We start from the raw sequence: 17,912 nt of genomic DNA, 5'->3' as shown, positions 1-17,912 counted from the left end.
GCCGTCCGCAAGGAGAACCATGACCGACACCGTGCTGGCCGACGGCCAGACCACCCGTGAGACCACCCGTGAGCACGGCGTGCTCGTCACCGACGCCGCCGCGGCGAAGGTCAAGAGCCTGCTCGACCAGGAGGGCCGTGACGACCTGCGTCTGCGGGTCGCGGTCCAGCCCGGCGGATGCAGCGGCCTGATCTACCAGCTCTACTTCGACGAGCGCTACCTCGACGGCGACAAGGTCGTCGACTTCGACGGTGTCGAGGTGATCGTCGACGACATGAGCGTGCCGTATCTGGACGGCGCGACGATCGACTTCAAGGACACCATCTCGGAGCAGGGCTTCACGATCGACAACCCCAACGCGCAGGGCTCCTGCGCCTGCGGCGACAGCTTCCACTGAGCTTTTCCGCGCGACTTTCTCGGCGCGGTCGAACCCCGGAATCACGGGGATCGGCCGCGCCGTCGTCGTCGTCGTTCCTGGGCGCTTGGCCAGAACCGGGTGTGAGCTTGCTCTAGACTGAAGGAGCTTCATTCGTGACCCGGAAAGGTGCACCGTGCCTTCGAAACGTCGACTGCGTTGGGCTGTCCTCCCCGCTGGGGTTGCCGCGACGGCGGTCATCCTCACCGGTTGCACGACGCAGCAGCTGCATGGCTTCCTGCCCGGCTTCACCGACGACGGCCAGGCCGCGACCAACAACACCGACATGGTGGCCAGCCTCTGGGTGAACTCCTGGATCGTGCTGCTGGCCGTCGGCATCGTCACCTGGGCGCTGATGCTCTGGGCGATGGTCGTCTACCGCCGCCGCAAGAGCGACACCGGTCTGCCGGTGCAGCTGCGCTACAACATGCCGATCGAGATCTTCTACACGGTCGTGCCGCTGATCCTGGTGCTCGGCTTCTTCGCGTTCACCGCGCGGGACCAGACGATCCTGCAGACGGTGGATGAGAACCCCGACGTGACGATCACCGCGATCGGCAAGCAGTGGTCCTGGGACTTCGAGTACAACGGCACCGACGCCGACGGCTCCGACACGGTGTGGACCATGGGCGTGCAGGCGCAGACCGACGCCGAGGGCAACGTCGACACCGACGCGCTGCCGACGCTCTACCTGCCGGTGAACGAGTCGGTGACGATCAACCTCCAGTCGCGCGACGTCATCCACTCCTTCTGGATCATCGACTTCCTCTACAAGAAGGACATGTACATCGGCAAGGACAACTCGTGGTCGTTCACGCCGACCCGCGAGGGCACCTACGCCGGGAAGTGCGCCGAGCTGTGCGGCGAGTACCACTCGATGATGCTCTTCCAGGTGAAGGTGGTCAGCGACGAGGAGTACGAGGCGTACCTCGACAGCCTCCGCGCCGCGGGCCAGACTGGCGACATCCAACAGGCCTACGACCGGCTGGACAACCAGCCGGGCACCGGTGCGACCACCGCTGAGGGAGACGAGTGATCATGGCGACGACACTTCCGCTTCAGGAACCGGGCACCCGCACTCTCCCGCCGCGTCAGGCGGCGCTGTTGACCACTTCGCGCACCGCGGAGAAGGGCAACATCATCGTCAAGTGGATCACCTCCACCGACCACAAGACGATCGGGTACATGTACCTCATCGCCTCGTTCCTGTTCTTCCTGCTCGGCGGCGTGATGGCCCTCATCATCCGTGCCGAGCTGTTCGAGCCGGGCATGCAGATCCTGCAGACCAAGGAGCAGTACAACCAGCTGTTCACGATGCACGGCACGATCATGCTGCTGATGTTCGCGACGCCGCTGTTCGCCGGGTTCGCCAACGCGATCCTGCCGCTGCAGCTGGGCGCTCCGGACGTCGCGTTCCCGCGTCTGAACGCGTTCGCGTTCTGGCTGTTCCTGTTCGGCTCGATCATCGCCGTCGCCGGCTTCCTGACCCCCTCGGGCGCGGCCTCGTTCGGCTGGTTCGCGTATCAGCCGCTCGCGAGCGCCTCGTTCACGCCCGGCGTGGGCGGCAACCTGTGGATGCTGGGCCTCGGCATCAGCGGCTTCGGCACGATCTTCGGCGGTGTGAACTTCATCACCACGATCATCACCATGCGCGCGCCCGGCATGACCATGTGGCGGATGCCGATCTTCTCGTGGAACACGCTGATCACCAGCATCCTGGTCCTCATCGCCTTCCCCGTGCTGGCCGCCGCGATGCTCGCCGCCGCCGCCGACCGCGTCCTGGGCGCGCACATCTACGATCCGGCCAACGGCGGCGTGCTGCTGTGGCAGCACCTGTTCTGGTTCTTCGGCCACCCCGAGGTGTACATCATCGCGCTGCCGTTCTTCGGCATCGTTTCCGAGGTGTTCCCCGTGTTCAGCCGCAAGCCGATCTTCGGGTACAAGACCCTCGTCTACGCGACGATCGCGATCGCCGTGCTCTCGGTCGCGGTGTGGGCGCACCACATGTACGTCACGGGCTCGGTGCTGCTGCCCTTCTTCGCCTTCATGACCATGCTCATCGCGGTGCCGACGGGCGTGAAGATCTTCAACTGGATCGGCACGATGTTCCGAGGATCGGTGACCTTCGAGACACCGATGATGTTCTCGCTCGGCTTCCTCGTCTCGTTCGTGTTCGGCGGCCTGACCGGTGTGATCCTCGCCTCCCCGGCGCTGGACTTCGCGCTCTCCGACTCGTACTTCGTCGTCGCGCACTTCCACTACGTCGTGTTCGGCACGGTCGTGTTCGCCATGTTCGCGGGCTTCTACTTCTGGTGGCCCAAGTGGACCGGGAAGATGCTCAACGAGCGGCTCGGCTACATCCATTTCTGGCTGCTGTTCATCGGCTTCCACATGACCTTCCTCATCCAGCACTGGCTGGGCGTGGACGGCATGGTCCGCCGCTACGCGGACTACTCGGCGGCCGACGGCTGGACGTGGGAGAACCAGGTCTCCACGATCGGGTCGATGATCCTCGCGGCATCGGTCATCCCGTTCGTCTTCAACGTGTGGATCACGGCCCGCAAGGCGCCGAAGGTCACCAGCAACGACCCGTGGGGCTACGGCGGCTCGCTCGAGTGGGCGACCAGCTGCCCGCCGCCGCGTCACAACTTCACGTCGATCCCGCGCATCCGCAGCGAGCGCCCGGCGTTCGACCTGAATCACCCCGAGGCCGCCCTGCCGGTCGGCGTGGGGCCGGGCAAGGACGCGCCGGACGCGCCCGTCGTGGACGCCGAGACCGGAGAGGTGAAGTAGGCCATGCGCTCGAACACCGTCATCTGGTGGCTGCTGGTCGGCTTCTTCTTCTTCATCGACATCGTCTACACCGGCTGGAACATCCTGGCCCACCCGGACCTGCCGTGGTACGAGGGCGTCGAGTGGGTCGGCTCGGTCGCCCTCCTGTTCGGCGGCTTCATGTCGACGATGATCGGGTTCTACATCTCGCGGGTGCACAAGGCGCAGGGCGGTGAGCTGCCGGAGGACCGCCTCACCGCGGACATCGACGACGGCGACCCGGAGATGGGCGAGTTCAGCCCCTGGTCGTGGTGGCCGCTCGTGCTCGCCTTCTCGGTCGCGCTCGGCGCGATCGCGCTGGCGGTCGGCACGTGGATGCTTCCGATCGGCCTCGGCGTGTTCGTCGTGGCGATCGTCGGCTGGGTGTTCGAGTACTACCGCGGATACTTCGCGCGCTGATCCCGTGACCGTCCGGCTCATCGCGGCCGCGGCGTCCGAGACCGGAGGCTATCGCGCCTCCAACCAGGATGCCGCGTTCGTCGCACCGTGGGGCGTCGCCGTGGCCGACGGGGTCGGCGGCGGCCCGTCCGGCGATCTCGCCTCGGCGGCGATCGTGCATCGGCTCGTGGCCGACGGGCTGCGCATCGCCGGCCCGGAGGACCTGGGCGAGCGGATCCGGGAGGCGAACTGGGACCTGCGTGCGCATGTGCGCCGCGACCCGGAGCTCGCGGGCATGGCCACGACGTTCACGGGGATGTTCGTGACCGTCGCCGGCGGGCTGTTGATGGCCCACTCCGGCGACTCCCGTGCCTATCGGCTGCGTCACGGGCAGCTGGCGCGTCAGACCCGCGACGACTCCTACGTGCAGGCGCTCGTCGACTCGGGTCTGCTGGATCAGACGGCGGCGGCATCCCACCCCCGGCGCAACCTCATCACCGCGTCCCTCACCGGCGGCGAGGCCGACGCGGTCGCCGTGTTCGAGCCCGACGCGCTGCCGGGCGATCGATGGCTGCTGTGCAGCGACGGGATCAGCGACTACCTCGACGACGAGGAGCTCGGCCTGCTGCTGCTGCGCCACCGGGACCAGGGGGAGGCGGCCGCGGCCCTCGTGGCGGAGGCGCTGGCGAACGGCTCCCGCGACAACCTCACCGCGATCGTGTGCGACGTCCGCGACGGGGCGGCGGACGGATCGGTCGGCGCGACGTTCTTCGGCTCGGCGCGCGCCCGCTTCCAGGAGGACCTGGAGGTCAGCGCGTCCTGAGACCGGGGTCCAGCAGCCCGCCGCCCAGGTTGACCGGGCTGTCCTCGATGTTCCCGACGATGCCGCGGATCACGTTTTCCCCGGTCTCGGTTCGCAGCCCGGCGTACCACTGGTCGGTCACCTCCGGATCGAAGCCGTGGGTCTCCCAGCCGCGCTTGCGCGCGCGCAGCACGAGGTCGCCGGCGCGTTCGGCGCGGATGTGCTGGTAACGCGCCAGCGCGTCGCGCGGTCCGAGGTCGTTGAGCGCGAAGACCAGGCCCAGCACGAAGCTGTCCTCGAGCGCCGAGCAGGCGCCCTGGCCGATGTCAGGCGCGGTGTTGTGCGCGGAGTCGCCCAGCAGCGCCACGCGGCCCCTGACCCAGGTGTGGAACGGGTCGATGTCCCAGATCTCGACCCGGTTCAGCGACGCCGCGGGGTCGATCGCGTCGATGAGATGCCGGACGCCGTCGGCCCAGCCGTCGAACGCGGCGCGCAGCGGCGCCACCGGCTCGGCACGGTCGTAGGGGAGCCCCGCCGGCTGCGGCACGTCGAAGAAGAAGTAGAACCTGTCGCCGGCGACCGGCATGACCGACGCACGCTTGCCGTCGGCGACGTAGGTGGTCCACTGGTCGGCCGGACCGACACGGGTGTCGATCGGGACGAGGCCGTTGAAGTTCGTGTACCCGGAGTAGATGCGCTCCGTCTTCTCCCCGAGCACGTGCTCGCGGGTGAGGGAGCGGGCCCCGTCGGCGCCGATGAGCACGTCGCCGGTGGCCGTCTCGCCGTTCTCGAACGTCACGGTGACCGTGTCGTCGTCCTGGGCGACGGCCACGACCCGCATGCCGAGGTGGATGCGATCCCTGCCGAAGCTCTCCATCAGGAGGGCCTGCAGGTCGGCGCGCGCGACCGGGTACGGGCGCTGGCCGCTGAGGTCGGTGACGGGGGAGAGGCTGAAACGGCACAGGGTCTCGCCGCTGTGACCGTCTTCGTAGGACATCGTCTCGACGATGCCGCCGAGGGCCGCGACCTCCTCACGCAGGCCGAGCCAGTTCAGCACCTTCACGCCGTTGGGCCACAGGGACAGCGCTGCTCCGACCGGCTTGTTCTCGCGGATCTGGTCGTAGATCTCGACCTCGTGCCCGAGCCGGGCGAGCGCGATGCCCGCACTGGTGCCGCCGATGCCTGCCCCGATGATGATGAAACGCACGTGGTCACGTTAACCGGCCGCTGTCACGGGACTGTTACAGGGATCGGTCAGGCTTTGTCGGGGCCGTCGGCATCCTTGTTGAGGTCCTCGAGCGCCTTCGGGGATCCGAACTCGGCCTCGGCCCGTTCGCCGACCGCGTTCACCGGGTCGCCGGCGGCGATGGCCCGCTCGCTGGCGCCCTCGATCTCGACGGCCTCCTCGTGGTCCATGTGCTCGAGCGTGTGGTGCTGGTGCGCGACGGCCTCGTCCAGCTCGGCCTGGGTCACCGGGGTGAGCCGGTCCTCGAAGAACCAGCGCGACAGGGCGGCGCGGGCGTTCTGCCAGAAGCCGATACGGCCCCTCGCGTCCGGGCGCACGACCAGCGGCTCGAACGTCTCGTAGTCGATGAGCTTCCAGCGCTCGTACTCGTCGACCGGCTGATGCACCTCGATGTACTCGCCGCCGGGCAGGCGCACGATGCGGCCGGACTCGTAGCCGTGCAGGGCGATCTCGCGGTCCTTCTTCTGCAGCGCGATGCAGATGCGCTTGGTGACGAAGTAGACGATGATCGGGCCCAGGATGAGCGTGATCTGCAGGAAGTGGATCACGCCCTCCATCGACAGGTTGAAGTGCGTGGCGATGAGGTCGGAGGACGCCGACGCCCACAGCGTGGCGTAGAACAGCACGCCGGCGGCGCCGATCGCGGTGCGGGTCGCCGCATTGCGCGGACGCTGGGCGATGTGGTGCTCGCGCTTGTCGCCGGTGATCCACGCCTCGATGAAGGGGTAGATCGCGACGAGCACGATGAACAGCACCAGCACGGTCAGCGGCAGGATGATGTTCCACGACCAGGTGCGACCCCAGAAGTAGGACTCCAGGTGCGGCGGCACGAGCCGCAGGGCGCCGTCGGCGAAGCCGATGTACCAGTCGGGCTGCGTGCCCGCCGACACCGGCGAGGGGTCGTACGGCCCGTACACCCAGACCGGGTTGATCGTGAACAGCGAGGCGATCAGCACGATCACGCCGAACGTGATGAAGAAGAAGCCGCCCATCTTGGACGCGTACACCGGCAGCATCGGGTAGCCCACGACGTTGCTGTTCGTACGCGCCGGGCCGGCGAACTGCGTGTGCTTGTTGATGACCATCAGCATCAGGTGCGCGACCAGCAGGGCGACCAGGATCGCCGGCAGCAGCAGGATGTGCAGCGTGTACAGGCGTCCCACGATCGCGTCGCCCGGGAACTCCCCGCCGAACAGCAGGAAGGAGGTCCAGGTGCCGATCACCGGGATGCCCTTGATCATTCCGTCGATGATGCGCAGACCGTTGCCGGAGAGCAGGTCGTCGGGCAGCGAGTAACCGGTGAACCCCTCGCCCATCGCGAGCACGAACAGCACGAAGCCGATGACCCAGTTCAGCTCGCGCGGCTTGCGGAAGGCGCCGGTGAAGAACACCCGGAGCATGTGGACGCCGATGCCGGCGATGAACACCAGCGCCGCCCAGTGGTGGATCTGGCGCACGAGCAGGCCGCCGCGGATGTCGAACGAGATGTTCAGCGTCGAGTCCAGCGCCGCGGACATCGAGATGCCGCGCATCAGCGGGTACGAGCCGGTGTACGTCGTCTCGACCATGGAGGCCTGGAAGAAGAACGTCAGGAATGTGCCCGAGAGCAGGACGACGACGAACGCCCACAGCGCGATCTCGCCCAGCATGAAGGACCAGTGGTCGGGGAAGATCTTGCGGCCGAGCTCCTTGACGAAGCCGGAGAGGCTCGTCCGCTCGTCGATGTAGTTCGCGGCGGCGCCGACGAAGCGGCCGCCCAGCGGCTTCTCGTCTTTGGCGGCCGGGGGCGCGGAGGTGACGGTTGCGGTGCTCACTGACGCTCCCAGAAGCTCGGGCCGACGGGTTCGGTGAAGTCGCTCTGCGCGATGAGGTAGCCCTCGTCGTCCACCGCGATCGGCAGCTGCGGCAGGGGGCGGGCGGCCGGGCCGAAGATGACCTTCGCACCGTCGGACACGTCGAACTGCGACTGGTGGCACGGGCACAGCAGGTGGTGGGTCTGCTGCTCGTACAGCGCGACCGGGCAGCCGACGTGGGTGCACACCTTGGAGTAGGCGACGATGCCGTCGTACGACCAGCTCTTGCGGTCGTCGGCCTCGATCAGGTCGGCCTGCGGCATCCGCATGAGCAGGACGATCGCCTTGGCCTTCGCATCGAGATAGCCGTCCTCGGCGGTGACGTCGGCCAGCGACTCGGGGATGACGTGGAACGCGGAGCCCAGGGTGACGTCGGAGGCCTTGATCGGCCGACCGCTGGGGTCGTGCGCGAGCCGCATCCCCTTCTCCCACATCGTGTGGCTGAGCAGCTCGACCGGGTCCTCGTCCTGCGGGGCCAGGCCGCGGAACAGCACCACGCCGGGGACGATCGAGGCGACGAGGGCCGCGAACAGCGAGTTGCGGATCATCACGCGTCGGCCGAAGCCGGAGTCCTCGTTCGCGCTCGCGAACACCGCCACCGCGCCCTCGCGCGTCGAGTCGCGGCCCCGGGTCGCGTGACGGGCCTCGATGTGCTCCTTGTCGGTCATGACGGCCTTGGACCAGTGGATCGCACCGATGCCGATCGCCAGGAGCGCCGCCGCGATGCCGAGGCCGACGAACATGTTGTTGTCGTGGAGCGCGACGAGCGAGCCGTCCTCGATCGGGAAGACCATGTAGGCCACGACGGCCCAGATCGAGGCCGCCACCGACAGGTAGAACAACGTGTAGACGGTGCGGACCGCGCGCTTCATCGCGGCAGGGTCCTTGTCGGTCATCCGCTCGCGGTGAGGGGGCAGCTCCGTACCCTGCGCCGGGTCGGACACCGCCACGGCGAGACCGCTCGAAGGCTTCCAGGAAGCCCTCTCATGCTCGAGCGGGTCGTCCTCGTGTGCCATGGTGCTCCTCGTACGTTCCGTATGGTCGATGGGGGTCAGTTCGACTTCGCGGTGATCCACACCGTGACCGCGATGAGCGTGCCGATGCCGAAGATCCAGATGAACAGGCCTTCCGAGACGGGGCCGAGGTCGCCGAGACCGTAGCCGCCGGGCGACTCGTTCTCCTGCATCCACAGCAGCGCCGAGATGATGTCGCGCTTGTCTTCCGCGGTGAGGTTCATGTTGTTGAACACCGGCATGTTCTGCGGGCCGGTGACCATCGCCGCGTACATGTTCAGCGCGGTCGTGGTGTGCAGGCTCGGGGCGTACTTGCCCTCGGTGAGCGCGCCGCCCGCGCCGGCGACGTTGTGGCACATGGCGCAGTTGATGCGGAACAGCTCCGCGCCCGCGGCGACGTCGCCGTCGCCGTCGAGGACCTCGTCATCCGGGTACGTGGGACCGGGGGAGATGGACTGGACGTAGCTGGCGATCGCGTCGATCTGGTCGTCGGTGAACTGCACCGGCTTCGACGGCGCCTGCGGCGACTGCGCCTCCAGCGGCATCCGGCCCGTGGAGACCTGGAAGTGCACCGCGAGCTCGCCGACGCCGTACAGCGACGGACCGTTGTCGGTGCCCTGCAGGTTCATGCCGTGACAGGTGGCGCAGTTGGCCTGGAACAGCTTCTGCCCGTCCTCGACGGTGAGCGTCGAGGTGGTGGAGTCGTCGTCGGAGGTGGCGGCCATCGCCGCGGACGCACCGGCGTAGACGCCGCCGGTGATGAGCAGGCCGATACCGATCAGCGCGGCCGCGGCGAACGGGCTGCGGCGGCCGGTCTTCCGGCGCTTCGTGTGACGTGCCATGAAGGGACTCCGGTCTTATCGCAGGAAGTAGATGACGAGGAACAGGGCGATCCAGACCACGTCGACGAAGTGCCAGTAGTACGACACGACGATCGAGGTGGTCATCTCCTTCCGCCCGAAGTTCTTGACGGCGAAGGCGCGACCGATCACCAGCAGGAAGGTCACGAGGCCTCCGGTCACGTGCAGCGCGTGGAAGCCCGTCGTGAGGTAGAACGCCGAGGCGTACGAGTTCGCCGATATCGGCATGCCCTCGGCGACCAGCGACGCGTACTCCCACACCTGGCCGGAGACGAAGATCGCGCCGAGCGCGAAGGTGAGGAAGAACCATCCGGTCATGCCCCAACGGAGGGGGCTCCGGCCGGTCCGGTACGGCTGGAAGCGCTCGGCGGCGAACACGCCCATCTGGCACGTCACGCTGGACAGCACGAGGATGATCGTGTTGACGGTCGCGAACGGGACGTTGAGCTTCGCGGATTCCTCGGCCCACAGCTCGGGTGACGTGCTGCGCAGGGTGAAGTAGATCGCGAAGAGGCCGGCGAAGAACATGACCTCGCTGCCGAGCCAGACGATCGTGCCGACGGCGACCGGATCCGGCCGCTTCACCGTGCGGAGGGCCTGGGAATACGTCGCTGGGGTCGTCACACATTCATTATGGCTGATAGTTGCCTGTGGTTCTTGCATCGGAGGGCCGTGCGAACCCGTCCACGGGCCTTAGGCGGACCTAAGTCCGGACTGTGCGGCGACGGGCCCGCCGCATGATCCCGCGGCAGGGCATCGCACGGTCCTGTGGAAGGATTGACGCATGGCGGATCCGTACAGCTGGCCCACGATTCTGACCGATCTTCTCGCGGGATCCGACCTCAGCGTGTCCGAGTCGACGTGGGCGATGCGCACCGTCATGGCGGGGGAGGCGACGCCCTCCCAGCTGGCCGCGTTCCTGGTCGCGCTGCGGGCGAAGGGCGAGACCGTCGACGAGATCGTGGGCTTCCGCGACGCGATCCTGGAGGCCGCGCTGCCGCTGCCGGTGGACTCGCATGTGCTCGACATCGTCGGCACCGGCGGGGACCGCTTCGGCACGGTGAACATCTCGTCGATGTCGGCGATCGTCGCCGCCGCGACCGGCATCCCGGTGGTCAAGCACGGCAACAAGGCCGCGAGCTCGTCGTCCGGCTCCTCGGACGTGCTGCGGGCCCTCGGCGTCGACCTCACGCTGGAGCCTGCGGCGGTCGCGGAGACGCTCGCACGCACCGGCATCACCTTCGCCTTCGCGTCGGCGTTCCATCCCGGGTTCCGGCATGCCGGCCCCACCCGCGCGGAGCTCGGCATCCCGACCGTGTTCAACTTCCTCGGGCCGCTGTGCAACCCGGCGCGGGCGGAGGCGAACGCGGTCGGCGTGGCCCAGCTGGACCGGGTGCCGCTGATCACCGGCGTCTTCCGCACCCGCGGGGCGACGGCGCTCGTGTTCCGTGGCGACGACGGTCTGGACGAGTTGAGCACCACCGGTCACAGCCGGGTGTGGGAGGTCTCGCTGGGCGATGTGCACGAGCACGACATCGACCCGCGGGATCTCGGCATCCCGCTCGCCGATATCGACGACCTCGTCGGCGGGGACCCGGAGCACAACGCCGAGGTCGTGCGGCGCGTGCTGGCCGGCGATCCCGGCCCGGTGCGCGACATCGTGCTGCTGAACTCGGCCGCCGGCATCGTCTCGTTCCGGCTGTTCCAGGAGCCGGCGCAGGTGCAGCGGCCGATCCTGGAGCGTCTCGCCGAGGCGAAGAGCGAGGCCGCCGCGGCGATCGACTCCGGCGCCGCGGCCGCGAAGCTCGCCGCATGGGTCGAGGCGACGCAGACCCTCGCCGCCGCCTGATCTCAGCGGAGAGCTCCGGTCATGCTCGTTCCGGATCGTCGCCGACTCCGGCGATGGCGGCGCAGGCGCGGGCGAACGACGACGCGACGCCCCACCGGGCGGTGAACTCACGGGCCTCAGCGGCGGCCGGATCGATCGGGCGCAGGCGCGCGTCGGGCGTCTCGAGCGGCAGCGTCCGGACGACCTCGACGACCCGCGGGGCGACGTCGAGGTAGTCGGCGGCGGCCAGGACCCTGGTGCGGACGGCGGCGGACATCCCCTCGCCGCGCTCGGCGGCGGCGCGGATGCCGGCCAGGTCGCCGTGCGCGGTCAACAGCGCCGCGGCGGTCTTCTCGCCGACCCCGGCGACGCCGGGCAGGCCGTCGGAGGGATCGCCGCGCAGCACGGCGAAGTCGGCGTACTGCGCCGCGTGCACGCCGTACTTCGCGGCCACGACATCGTCGGTGACGACCTCGAGGTTGCTCATGCCGCGAGCGGTATAGACCACGCGCACCTCGCGGTCGTCGTCGACGAGCTGGAACAGGTCGCGGTCCCCGGTGACCACGTCGACCGGCGTGGCGGCGCCCGTCGCGAGGGTGCCGATCACATCGTCGGCCTCGTGGCCCGCCGCTCCGACGACCGGGATGCCGAGCAGCGCGAGCGACTCGCGGATCAGCGGCACCTGTCGCTCCAGCGGGTCCGGCACCTCCTCGACGTCGGGACCGGCGGGGACGACCACCGCGACGCGGTGGGTCTTGTACGAGGGGATGAGCTCGACCCGCCACTGTGGGCGCCAGTCGTCGTCCCAGCACGCGACGACCCGGGTCGGGCGGTAGGTGGAGACGAGCTTGGCGACGATGTCGAGCATGCCGCGCACTGCGCCTACGGGAGTCCCGTCGGGCGCGGTCACCGACTCGGGGACGCCGTAGAACGCGCGGAAGTAGAGGGACGCGGAGTCGAGCAGCATGAGACGGTCGGGCACGGCCTCATCCTGGCACGCGGAGGGCGGCTCAGATCACCCCGGCCAGCGCCATCGCGAGGGTCGTCGCGCCCATCGCCCCGAACTGGAGCCGCCCCAGCGCGGAATGCGCCCGGACCGCCTCCCAGGTCGACCACAGCGCGTACGCCGCGCCGCCCGCGAGGAACAGCACCGTCACCGTCGCCGCGGACGGTCCGTGCACGTGCGCGCCGGAGACGCCGGAGGCGTGGCCCATCCCCAGCATCAGCGCTGCCATGACGACGAGACCGACCGCCGCGTGCACGGTCATCGCGAGCTCGGCGCGGGTGCGTCGGCGATGCCGCCCCCGGCGTGCGCCGCGCAGCGCCGCGAGCGCCATCGCGGCCAGCAGCAGCAGCGCGGCCGAGTAGACCGGCGCGACCCAGCCCGGCCCCGCCGCGTCGACCATGGCCAGCAGCATGAGCGCGGACGCGACGAGCTCGGGGACCCGGGCTCGCGCCCGCCGGCCATCGGCTGCCAGGCAGCAGGTCCCGATGGCGGCGGGCGCGAGGGCCCACACGTGCAGGATCTCGGCCATGGTGTCAATGCTGATGCGGATGCGCGCCGTGGTCGTGACCGTGCGTGCCGTGGTCGTGACCGGGGGCGCAGTGATCGCTCACCGGCGCCGGCACGCCCAGCGTCGGATTGCGCTCGAAGAAGTTGTACGGCTTGAGCGTGAACTTCGCGTAGTCCATCGGCATGACCGGCCAGTCCTCGTTGCGGGGGAAGTGCGTGAGCCCGAACGTGTGCCACAGCACGAGGTCCTCGCCGACGAGCGGCTCGTCCCCGGCGATGAACTCCGGGATGCCGGCGCCGCCCGGGTGCTGGTTGACGAAGTCGCCGGCGGCGTAGCGCTCGGCGGGGTCGTACCGGGTCACGAACAGGTGCTTCGTGGCGAACGCCGCCCGCGCGGCGATCGACGAGTCGTCGTCCGCGAGCAGCACCGGGTGGCCCTCCGGGAACAGGACGTACGACGTCGGCTGGCCCATCGAGGTCGTGCTCCGGGTGGAGGCGATCTGCCAGACCCGGTTCACGGCGCCGTCGGCGACACGGCCGGATTCGCCTTCCCGGGTGATCGGCGTGACCCGCTTCGTGAAGGCGTTCCCGTAGGGGTTGGACTCCGAGACGGGCACGCGCACGGCGTCGATCTCGTTGACGACATTGGCCACGCCGTCCACCGTCATGTCGAGGCGCGCGGAGAACAGGTGCTGGTGGTACGGCGCGCCGAGGCCGGGGGCCACCTCCGACGCGAACGGATACGGCGTGCCGTCGGCATCCGTGCCGGGATAGGCGGAGCTGAACAGCACGCCGGTCAGCTTCGCCTCGCACTCGATCGTGCCGTCGAGGTACAGGTACCAGAAGAACCCGTAGTCGTAGTTGCCGACCGTGGTGAAGAAGGAGATGACGAGCCGGCGCTGACGGCGGACCTCGCTGGAGCCGGTGAACAGGTCCGTGTGCTTCCACAGCGTGCCGAAGTCCTCCTCGTGCAGGCACACGCCGTTGCGCACGGTCCGCGGCATCCCGAGCTCGTCGGCCAGCGTGGGGGAGAGGTAGTGGATCTCGCCGACGCAGTCGCAGCCCAGCTCGAGCTCGTTCGTGTACCGCCCGAACAGGTACTCGCCGGTGTCGAAGTAGTTCTGCCAGAACCGGTTCGGCGCGGGGTCCGCATAGGGCACCACCATCTCGCTGATCGAGCCCCGGTACATCACCGGCCGACCCGCGAAGCCGAGCTGGCGGATGATGAGCCCCTCGCGGGTGTCGAAGCCGATGCGCAGATCCCATTCGCCCCAGGTGATGTGCTCGCCGTCGACGACGAAGCTCGCACCTTCCGGCTGCGTGATGACGATCGGCTTCAGGCCGGTCAGCGGCGGTCCCTGCAGCGCGGGGTCGTCGAAGTTCCCGCTGGTGTCGGGGATCGTGAAGCCCGGGGTGTCGACGATGTCGATGACACGACGGTCGGCGACGTCGATGTAGGCGGTGAGGCCGTCGACGGGATGCGCCCACGGGTGATCCTTCGGGTGGTCCTGGCGGAAGGCGAAGGTGCGCAGGATGCGGCGTCCCGCCTCGCCGTCCAGGCCGTAGCTGCCCGCCGAGAGCGGGACGAGGACGACGTCGTCGACCGTGAGCCCCCGGGCGGCGAGGGCGGCGACCCACTCCGCGCTCTCGTTCGCGATCACCCCGACCTCTTCGAACTCGGCGTCCAGGATCGGAAGCTGCCCGGCGGTGCCGTCGAGCTCGGCGCGCGAGAGCACCGCGGCGGTCGTGATCGAGATCACGAGGTCCAGCGACCGGGTGGTGACCAGGTCCAGCAGCTGCACGCGCGCGCGGCGGTCGGGCAGCGGCCCGCCCGCCTCCCACGCGATGACCTCGGCCTTGTCGGGCTCCTCCAGGCCGACATAGGCGAACCGGGTGCGGTCGGTGACGTCCGGCAGGCCGAGCGCCACGTCGCGGACCAGCTCGATCTCGGCCGCGGTCAGGCTCGACAACGGATGCGACGACGGGGTCGGCGCCTTGCCGCCGGTGGCGGCGACTGCCTCGGTGATGCTCATGGGTGGACTCCTTCGGGGTGAGGGGATGGGGACGCTCAGCCGGCGATGGCGTCGGTGAGCTTCGCGTAGGCGGCCGGGCGTCGCACCCGGATCCATGCCGCCTGGACGAGGCCGATGACCGGGAACACCACGATCAGCGAGAGCAGGAACCAGCTGACGCCCCCGAACACCGGGTCTCCGTCGGCGTCGGCGTCGCCGACCATGATCGGGAAGTACGCGACGATCAGCGCGGCCGACAGCAGCAGCCCGATCGCGCCGAGCGCGGGCGCGATGACGGTGTTCCAGGGCCGGCGATCCGTGCGGTTCCTCACGAAGTAGACGATCACGGCGATCGACGTGACGGCCATCAGCAGCGCGATGGCGAGGGTCGCGACGCCCGCGAACCAGGTGAAGACCTGGAGCACGGGGTCCAGCTGCAGGATCGCGAACACGGCCACCAGCACGATCGAGGTCGCCGTCTGCACGATCGAGGAGACGTGCGGGGAGAGGTGGTGGTGGTGCACGGCGCCGACGCGCTCGGGCAGCACGCCCGCGCCGGCCATCGAGTGCTGGTAGCGGGTGATGACGTTGTGGAACGAGAGCACGCAGGCGAACATCGAGGTGATCAGCAGCACGTTGACCGTGATCTCGCCGGCGACCCCGAGGTAGCGCGAGACCGTGCGGAGGATGAGCGTTCCCGGGTCCTCCGCGGTGGCGTCGAGGATCCCGCCAGGACCCCACGCCATGACCAGGCCCCAGGAGGCGAGCGTGTAGAAGACGCCGATCCCGATCACGGCGCCGTAGGTGGCGCGCGGGATGGTGCGGTTCGGGTCGCGGGCCTCGTCACGGAAGATGGCGGTGGCCTCGAACCCGATGAAGGCGGCGATCGCGAGCATGAGGCCGACGCCGGGGGAGCCGCTGACGATGTTGGCGGGCTCGAAGGGCGCCAGGGAGAGTCCCTCGGCGCCGCCGCTGATCGCGATCGCCGCCACCATCAGCAGCACGATCGCGACCTCGGCCACCAGCAGCACGCCGAGCACCTTGCTCGACAGGTCGATGTGGCGATACCCCAGCACGCCGACCAGCGCGATCACCAGCAGCGAGTACGCCCACCAGGCGACCGACGGGCCACCGAGCGAGGTGACGGTCACCGAGAGGATGTAGCCGATGTAGCCGTAGACCGACACCTGGATCGTCGTGTACGTGAGCATCGCGATCCACGCCGCCGCCAGGCCCGCCGATCGTCCCAGCCCGTAGCCGACGTAGGTGAAGAAGGCCCCGGGCTTCGGGACGTGCCGCGTCATGGCGGCCAGGCCCACCGAGAACAGCAGCAGGATGACGGCGCTGATCGCGTACAGGGAGGGGAACCCCACCCCGTTGCCGAGCAGGATGCCGAGCGGGGCGGCGCCGCCGACCACCGTCAGCGGCGATGCGGCGGCGACCACCATGAAGATGATCGCGGTGACGCCCAGCGAGCCGGTCAGCCCGCGCTTGGCGGATGCGGCGACGCCGGCGGATTCGAGTCGGGTCATGCGGGGTCCTTCGGGAGGGAATGTCCGTGGCGGACGAGCGGAAAGGGAGTCGGAGCGTTTCCCCGAGCTTGCCGAGCGGCCGTTGCGCCGCCGTCACCGTGCCGTGAAACGTTCCGCATCCCAAACGGGACATGACCGCCCGGCTGTCTCATTCGGGCGACACCGCGGCGAAACACGCGCGTCGCTGCCGTGCAACGACGCCGCATTAGCCTCGGCGCAGAGCACGGAGGATTCCGCATGACCGCCCTCGAACGCGCGATCTCGCGTCCCGACCCCGTTCACGAGTTCGGCTCCCGCTCGCCGATGCATGGACTCGACCGGCGCAGTGTGCCGTTCGTCGACGTGCTCGCCCAGTCGGTGTCGGCGGTGGCGCCGTCGGCGGCGGCGACGACCGTCGTGCTGCTCGTGGCGGGGGTCTCGGCGCAGGCCACGGTGCTGGCGGTCGCGATCGCCGGCGTGCTCAGCCTGCTGGTGGCGCGCACGATCTCGCAGTTCGCGCGGCGCTTCGCGGCGACGGGCTCGCTCTACACCTACACGGCCCGTGGTCTGGGACCGGCGGCCGGACTCGCGGCGGGCGGCGCGATCCTGGTCGGCTACGGTGCGATCGCGATGTTCGCGCTGCTCGGCGGCGCCTACTACACGACGCTCCTGCTCGGAGCGCTGTGGCCGGGTGTGCACGGTGCGGCCGTGCTGGCCGTGGTGCTGGCGGCCGAGGCGCTGCTGCTCGTGCTCGTGCTGGTGCGCGGCATCCGCCTGTCCACGCGCGTCGCGCTCGTCGTCGAGGGCGTGTCCGTCGCGCTCATCGTCGCGCTCCTCGTGGTCCTGCTCACGCGGATGGGGCCGGTGGACGTGTCGGCGCTGCTGCCGGGCGACGCGTCGCCCGCCGGCGTCGCCGCCGGCGCGCTCATCGCGTTGACGGCGTTCGTCGGGTTCGAGAGCGCCGCCACCCTCGGGGTGGAGGCGCGGACGCCGCTGCGCACCGTGCCGCGGGCGATCGCCTGGACGGTCGTGGTGTCGGTCGTGCTGTACCTGCTGTCCGCCGTCGTGCAGGTGGCCGGTTTCGATGCCCTCGGCATCGTGCTCGCCTCCAGCGCCTCGCCGATCAACGATCTTGCGGCGGCGTACGGGGTCGGCGGCTGGGGCGTGCTCGCCGACGTCGGCATCGCGGCATCCTTCCTCGCCTGCGCGATCGGGTCGACGACCGCCCTGTCGCGGGTCCTGTTCGCGATGGGACGCGACGGGGTGCTGCCCGCGGCGCTCGGACGCACGCACCGCCGGTGGGGCACACCGGTCGGCGCCCTGGCGGTGGCGCTGCCGGTGGTCACGGCGGTCCCGCTGCTGCTGATCGCGTTCGGCGTGGACGTGCGCGCCGCGATGCATCTGACCATCTCGCTGGGCGGCGCGGGGTACATCGTCGCCTACGTGCTGGTGTGCGTGGCCGCGCCGGTGTTCCTGCGGCGCATCGGCGAGGTCACGGCATGGGGAGCGGGTATCGCGTGGTTCTCGGCGACGGCGCTGTCGGCCGCGCTGGTCGCCTTCTTCGCCGTGGACGCGGCCGGCGGCGGCGGTGCGGTGTGGGTCGCCGCGGCGGTCGCGGTGGCGGTGGCGGCGGCCGTCGTCGTGCGCGT

Annotated in this window: 16 protein-coding genes; 7 read left to right on the top strand and 9 right to left on the bottom strand. The window is 69.6% G+C overall.

Annotated elements, in window-relative coordinates; genetic code table 11:
* The first annotated feature begins 19 nt into the window (after nt 1-19).
* From erpA to QM626_RS14155, 5 genes are all read left to right on the top strand, one after another.
* Entirely contained in the window at nt 20-397 is a 378-nt protein-coding gene (erpA, locus tag QM626_RS14175; protein ID WP_415077610.1) for an iron-sulfur cluster insertion protein ErpA, read from the top strand.
* A 154-nt stretch (nt 398-551) separates the two neighbouring features.
* Nucleotides 552-1,451 carry a cytochrome c oxidase subunit II gene (coxB, locus tag QM626_RS14170; protein WP_415077609.1) on the top strand — a complete coding sequence of 300 codons (900 nt, stop codon included), beginning with the start codon at nt 552-554 and terminating at the stop codon, nt 1,449-1,451.
* Between the two features lie 2 nt (nt 1,452-1,453).
* Nucleotides 1,454-3,208, top strand: a complete 1,755-nt coding sequence (ctaD, locus tag QM626_RS14165) for a cytochrome c oxidase subunit I (protein ID WP_415077608.1) — start codon at nt 1,454-1,456, stop codon at nt 3,206-3,208.
* 3 nt (nt 3,209-3,211) lie between these two features.
* On the top strand, nt 3,212-3,646 hold the full coding sequence (locus QM626_RS14160; RefSeq protein ID WP_415077607.1) for a cytochrome c oxidase subunit 4: 435 nt from the start codon (nt 3,212-3,214) through the stop codon (nt 3,644-3,646).
* Between the two features lie 4 nt (nt 3,647-3,650).
* Complete coding sequence (locus QM626_RS14155; RefSeq protein ID WP_415077606.1) at nt 3,651-4,448, top strand: PP2C family protein-serine/threonine phosphatase; 798 nt, start codon at nt 3,651-3,653, stop codon at nt 4,446-4,448.
* Here the strand turns inward: QM626_RS14155 and hpxO are convergent.
* The 5 genes from hpxO to QM626_RS14130 are packed head-to-tail and all read right to left on the bottom strand — an operon-like array spanning nt 4,435 to nt 10,062.
* Nucleotides 4,435-5,634 (bottom strand): FAD-dependent urate hydroxylase HpxO, encoded by a 1,200-nt coding sequence (gene hpxO, locus QM626_RS14150; RefSeq protein ID WP_415077605.1) that lies wholly within the window; start codon nt 5,632-5,634, stop codon nt 4,435-4,437. The two genes, QM626_RS14155 and hpxO, sit on opposite strands and share 14 nt — an antisense overlap.
* A gap of 47 nt (nt 5,635-5,681) precedes the next feature.
* The gene (locus QM626_RS14145; RefSeq protein ID WP_415077604.1) at nt 5,682-7,487 is read right to left on the bottom strand and encodes a cytochrome b; all 1,806 of its coding nucleotides are present in this window, start codon (nt 7,485-7,487) and stop codon (nt 5,682-5,684) included.
* Nucleotides 7,484-8,542, bottom strand: a complete 1,059-nt coding sequence (locus tag QM626_RS14140) for a Rieske 2Fe-2S domain-containing protein (protein ID WP_415077603.1) — start codon at nt 8,540-8,542, stop codon at nt 7,484-7,486. Before QM626_RS14140 ends, QM626_RS14145 begins: the two co-directional genes overlap by 4 nt.
* 35 nt (nt 8,543-8,577) lie before the next feature.
* On the bottom strand, nt 8,578-9,381 hold the full coding sequence (locus QM626_RS14135; protein WP_415077602.1) for a c-type cytochrome: 804 nt from the start codon (nt 9,379-9,381) through the stop codon (nt 8,578-8,580).
* A gap of 15 nt (nt 9,382-9,396) precedes the next feature.
* Nucleotides 9,397-10,062: a cytochrome c oxidase subunit 3 gene (locus QM626_RS14130; RefSeq protein ID WP_415077601.1), complete on the bottom strand. Its 666-nt coding sequence runs from the start codon at nt 10,060-10,062 to the stop codon at nt 9,397-9,399.
* Nucleotides 10,063-10,183: 121 nt separating this feature from the next.
* Here QM626_RS14130 and trpD point away from each other — a divergent pair, with 121 nt between their 5' ends.
* Nucleotides 10,184-11,248 carry an anthranilate phosphoribosyltransferase gene (trpD, locus tag QM626_RS14125; protein ID WP_415077600.1) on the top strand — a complete coding sequence of 355 codons (1,065 nt, stop codon included), beginning with the start codon at nt 10,184-10,186 and terminating at the stop codon, nt 11,246-11,248.
* A 19-nt stretch (nt 11,249-11,267) separates the two neighbouring features.
* Here trpD and QM626_RS14120 read toward each other — a convergent pair whose 3' ends face one another.
* The 4 genes from QM626_RS14120 to QM626_RS14105 are packed head-to-tail and all read right to left on the bottom strand — an operon-like array spanning nt 11,268 to nt 16,284.
* The gene (locus tag QM626_RS14120) at nt 11,268-12,209 is read right to left on the bottom strand and encodes a 5'-3' exonuclease (RefSeq protein WP_415077599.1); all 942 of its coding nucleotides are present in this window, start codon (nt 12,207-12,209) and stop codon (nt 11,268-11,270) included.
* Between the two features lie 28 nt (nt 12,210-12,237).
* On the bottom strand, nt 12,238-12,762 hold the full coding sequence (locus QM626_RS14115; RefSeq protein WP_415077598.1) for a hypothetical protein: 525 nt from the start codon (nt 12,760-12,762) through the stop codon (nt 12,238-12,240).
* A 4-nt stretch (nt 12,763-12,766) separates the two neighbouring features.
* Nucleotides 12,767-14,773, bottom strand: a complete 2,007-nt coding sequence (locus QM626_RS14110; RefSeq protein ID WP_415077597.1) for a primary-amine oxidase — start codon at nt 14,771-14,773, stop codon at nt 12,767-12,769.
* Nucleotides 14,774-14,808: 35 nt separating this feature from the next.
* Nucleotides 14,809-16,284 (bottom strand): APC family permease, encoded by a 1,476-nt coding sequence (locus QM626_RS14105; RefSeq protein WP_415077596.1) that lies wholly within the window; start codon nt 16,282-16,284, stop codon nt 14,809-14,811.
* Nucleotides 16,285-16,521: 237 nt separating this feature from the next.
* Here QM626_RS14105 and QM626_RS14100 point away from each other — a divergent pair.
* The coding region (locus QM626_RS14100) for an APC family permease (protein ID WP_415077595.1) at nt 16,522-17,912 on the top strand (1,391 nt) is incomplete at its 3' end.

The organism is Microbacterium sp., assembly GCF_047606385.1.
Lineage (GTDB): Bacteria > Actinomycetota > Actinomycetes > Actinomycetales > Microbacteriaceae > Microbacterium.
This window is presented reverse-complemented; position numbering and strand designations above follow the sequence as displayed.

Coding starts and splice junctions, on each gene's coding strand:
- trpD (WP_415077600.1), top strand. CDS start 10,184: ATGGCGGATCCGTACAGCTGGCCCACGATTCTGACCGATCTTCTCGCG.
- QM626_RS14105 (WP_415077596.1), bottom strand. CDS start 16,284: ATGACCCGACTCGAATCCGCCGGCGTCGCCGCATCCGCCAAGCGCGGG.
- erpA (WP_415077610.1), top strand. CDS start 20: ATGACCGACACCGTGCTGGCCGACGGCCAGACCACCCGTGAGACCACC.
- QM626_RS14115 (WP_415077598.1), bottom strand. CDS start 12,762: ATGGCCGAGATCCTGCACGTGTGGGCCCTCGCGCCCGCCGCCATCGGG.
- QM626_RS14140 (WP_415077603.1), bottom strand. CDS start 8,542: ATGGCACACGAGGACGACCCGCTCGAGCATGAGAGGGCTTCCTGGAAG.
- QM626_RS14130 (WP_415077601.1), bottom strand. CDS start 10,062: ATGCAAGAACCACAGGCAACTATCAGCCATAATGAATGTGTGACGACC.
- QM626_RS14135 (WP_415077602.1), bottom strand. CDS start 9,381: ATGGCACGTCACACGAAGCGCCGGAAGACCGGCCGCCGCAGCCCGTTC.
- QM626_RS14110 (WP_415077597.1), bottom strand. CDS start 14,773: ATGAGCATCACCGAGGCAGTCGCCGCCACCGGCGGCAAGGCGCCGACC.
- QM626_RS14160 (WP_415077607.1), top strand. CDS start 3,212: ATGCGCTCGAACACCGTCATCTGGTGGCTGCTGGTCGGCTTCTTCTTC.
- ctaD (WP_415077608.1), top strand. CDS start 1,454: ATGGCGACGACACTTCCGCTTCAGGAACCGGGCACCCGCACTCTCCCG.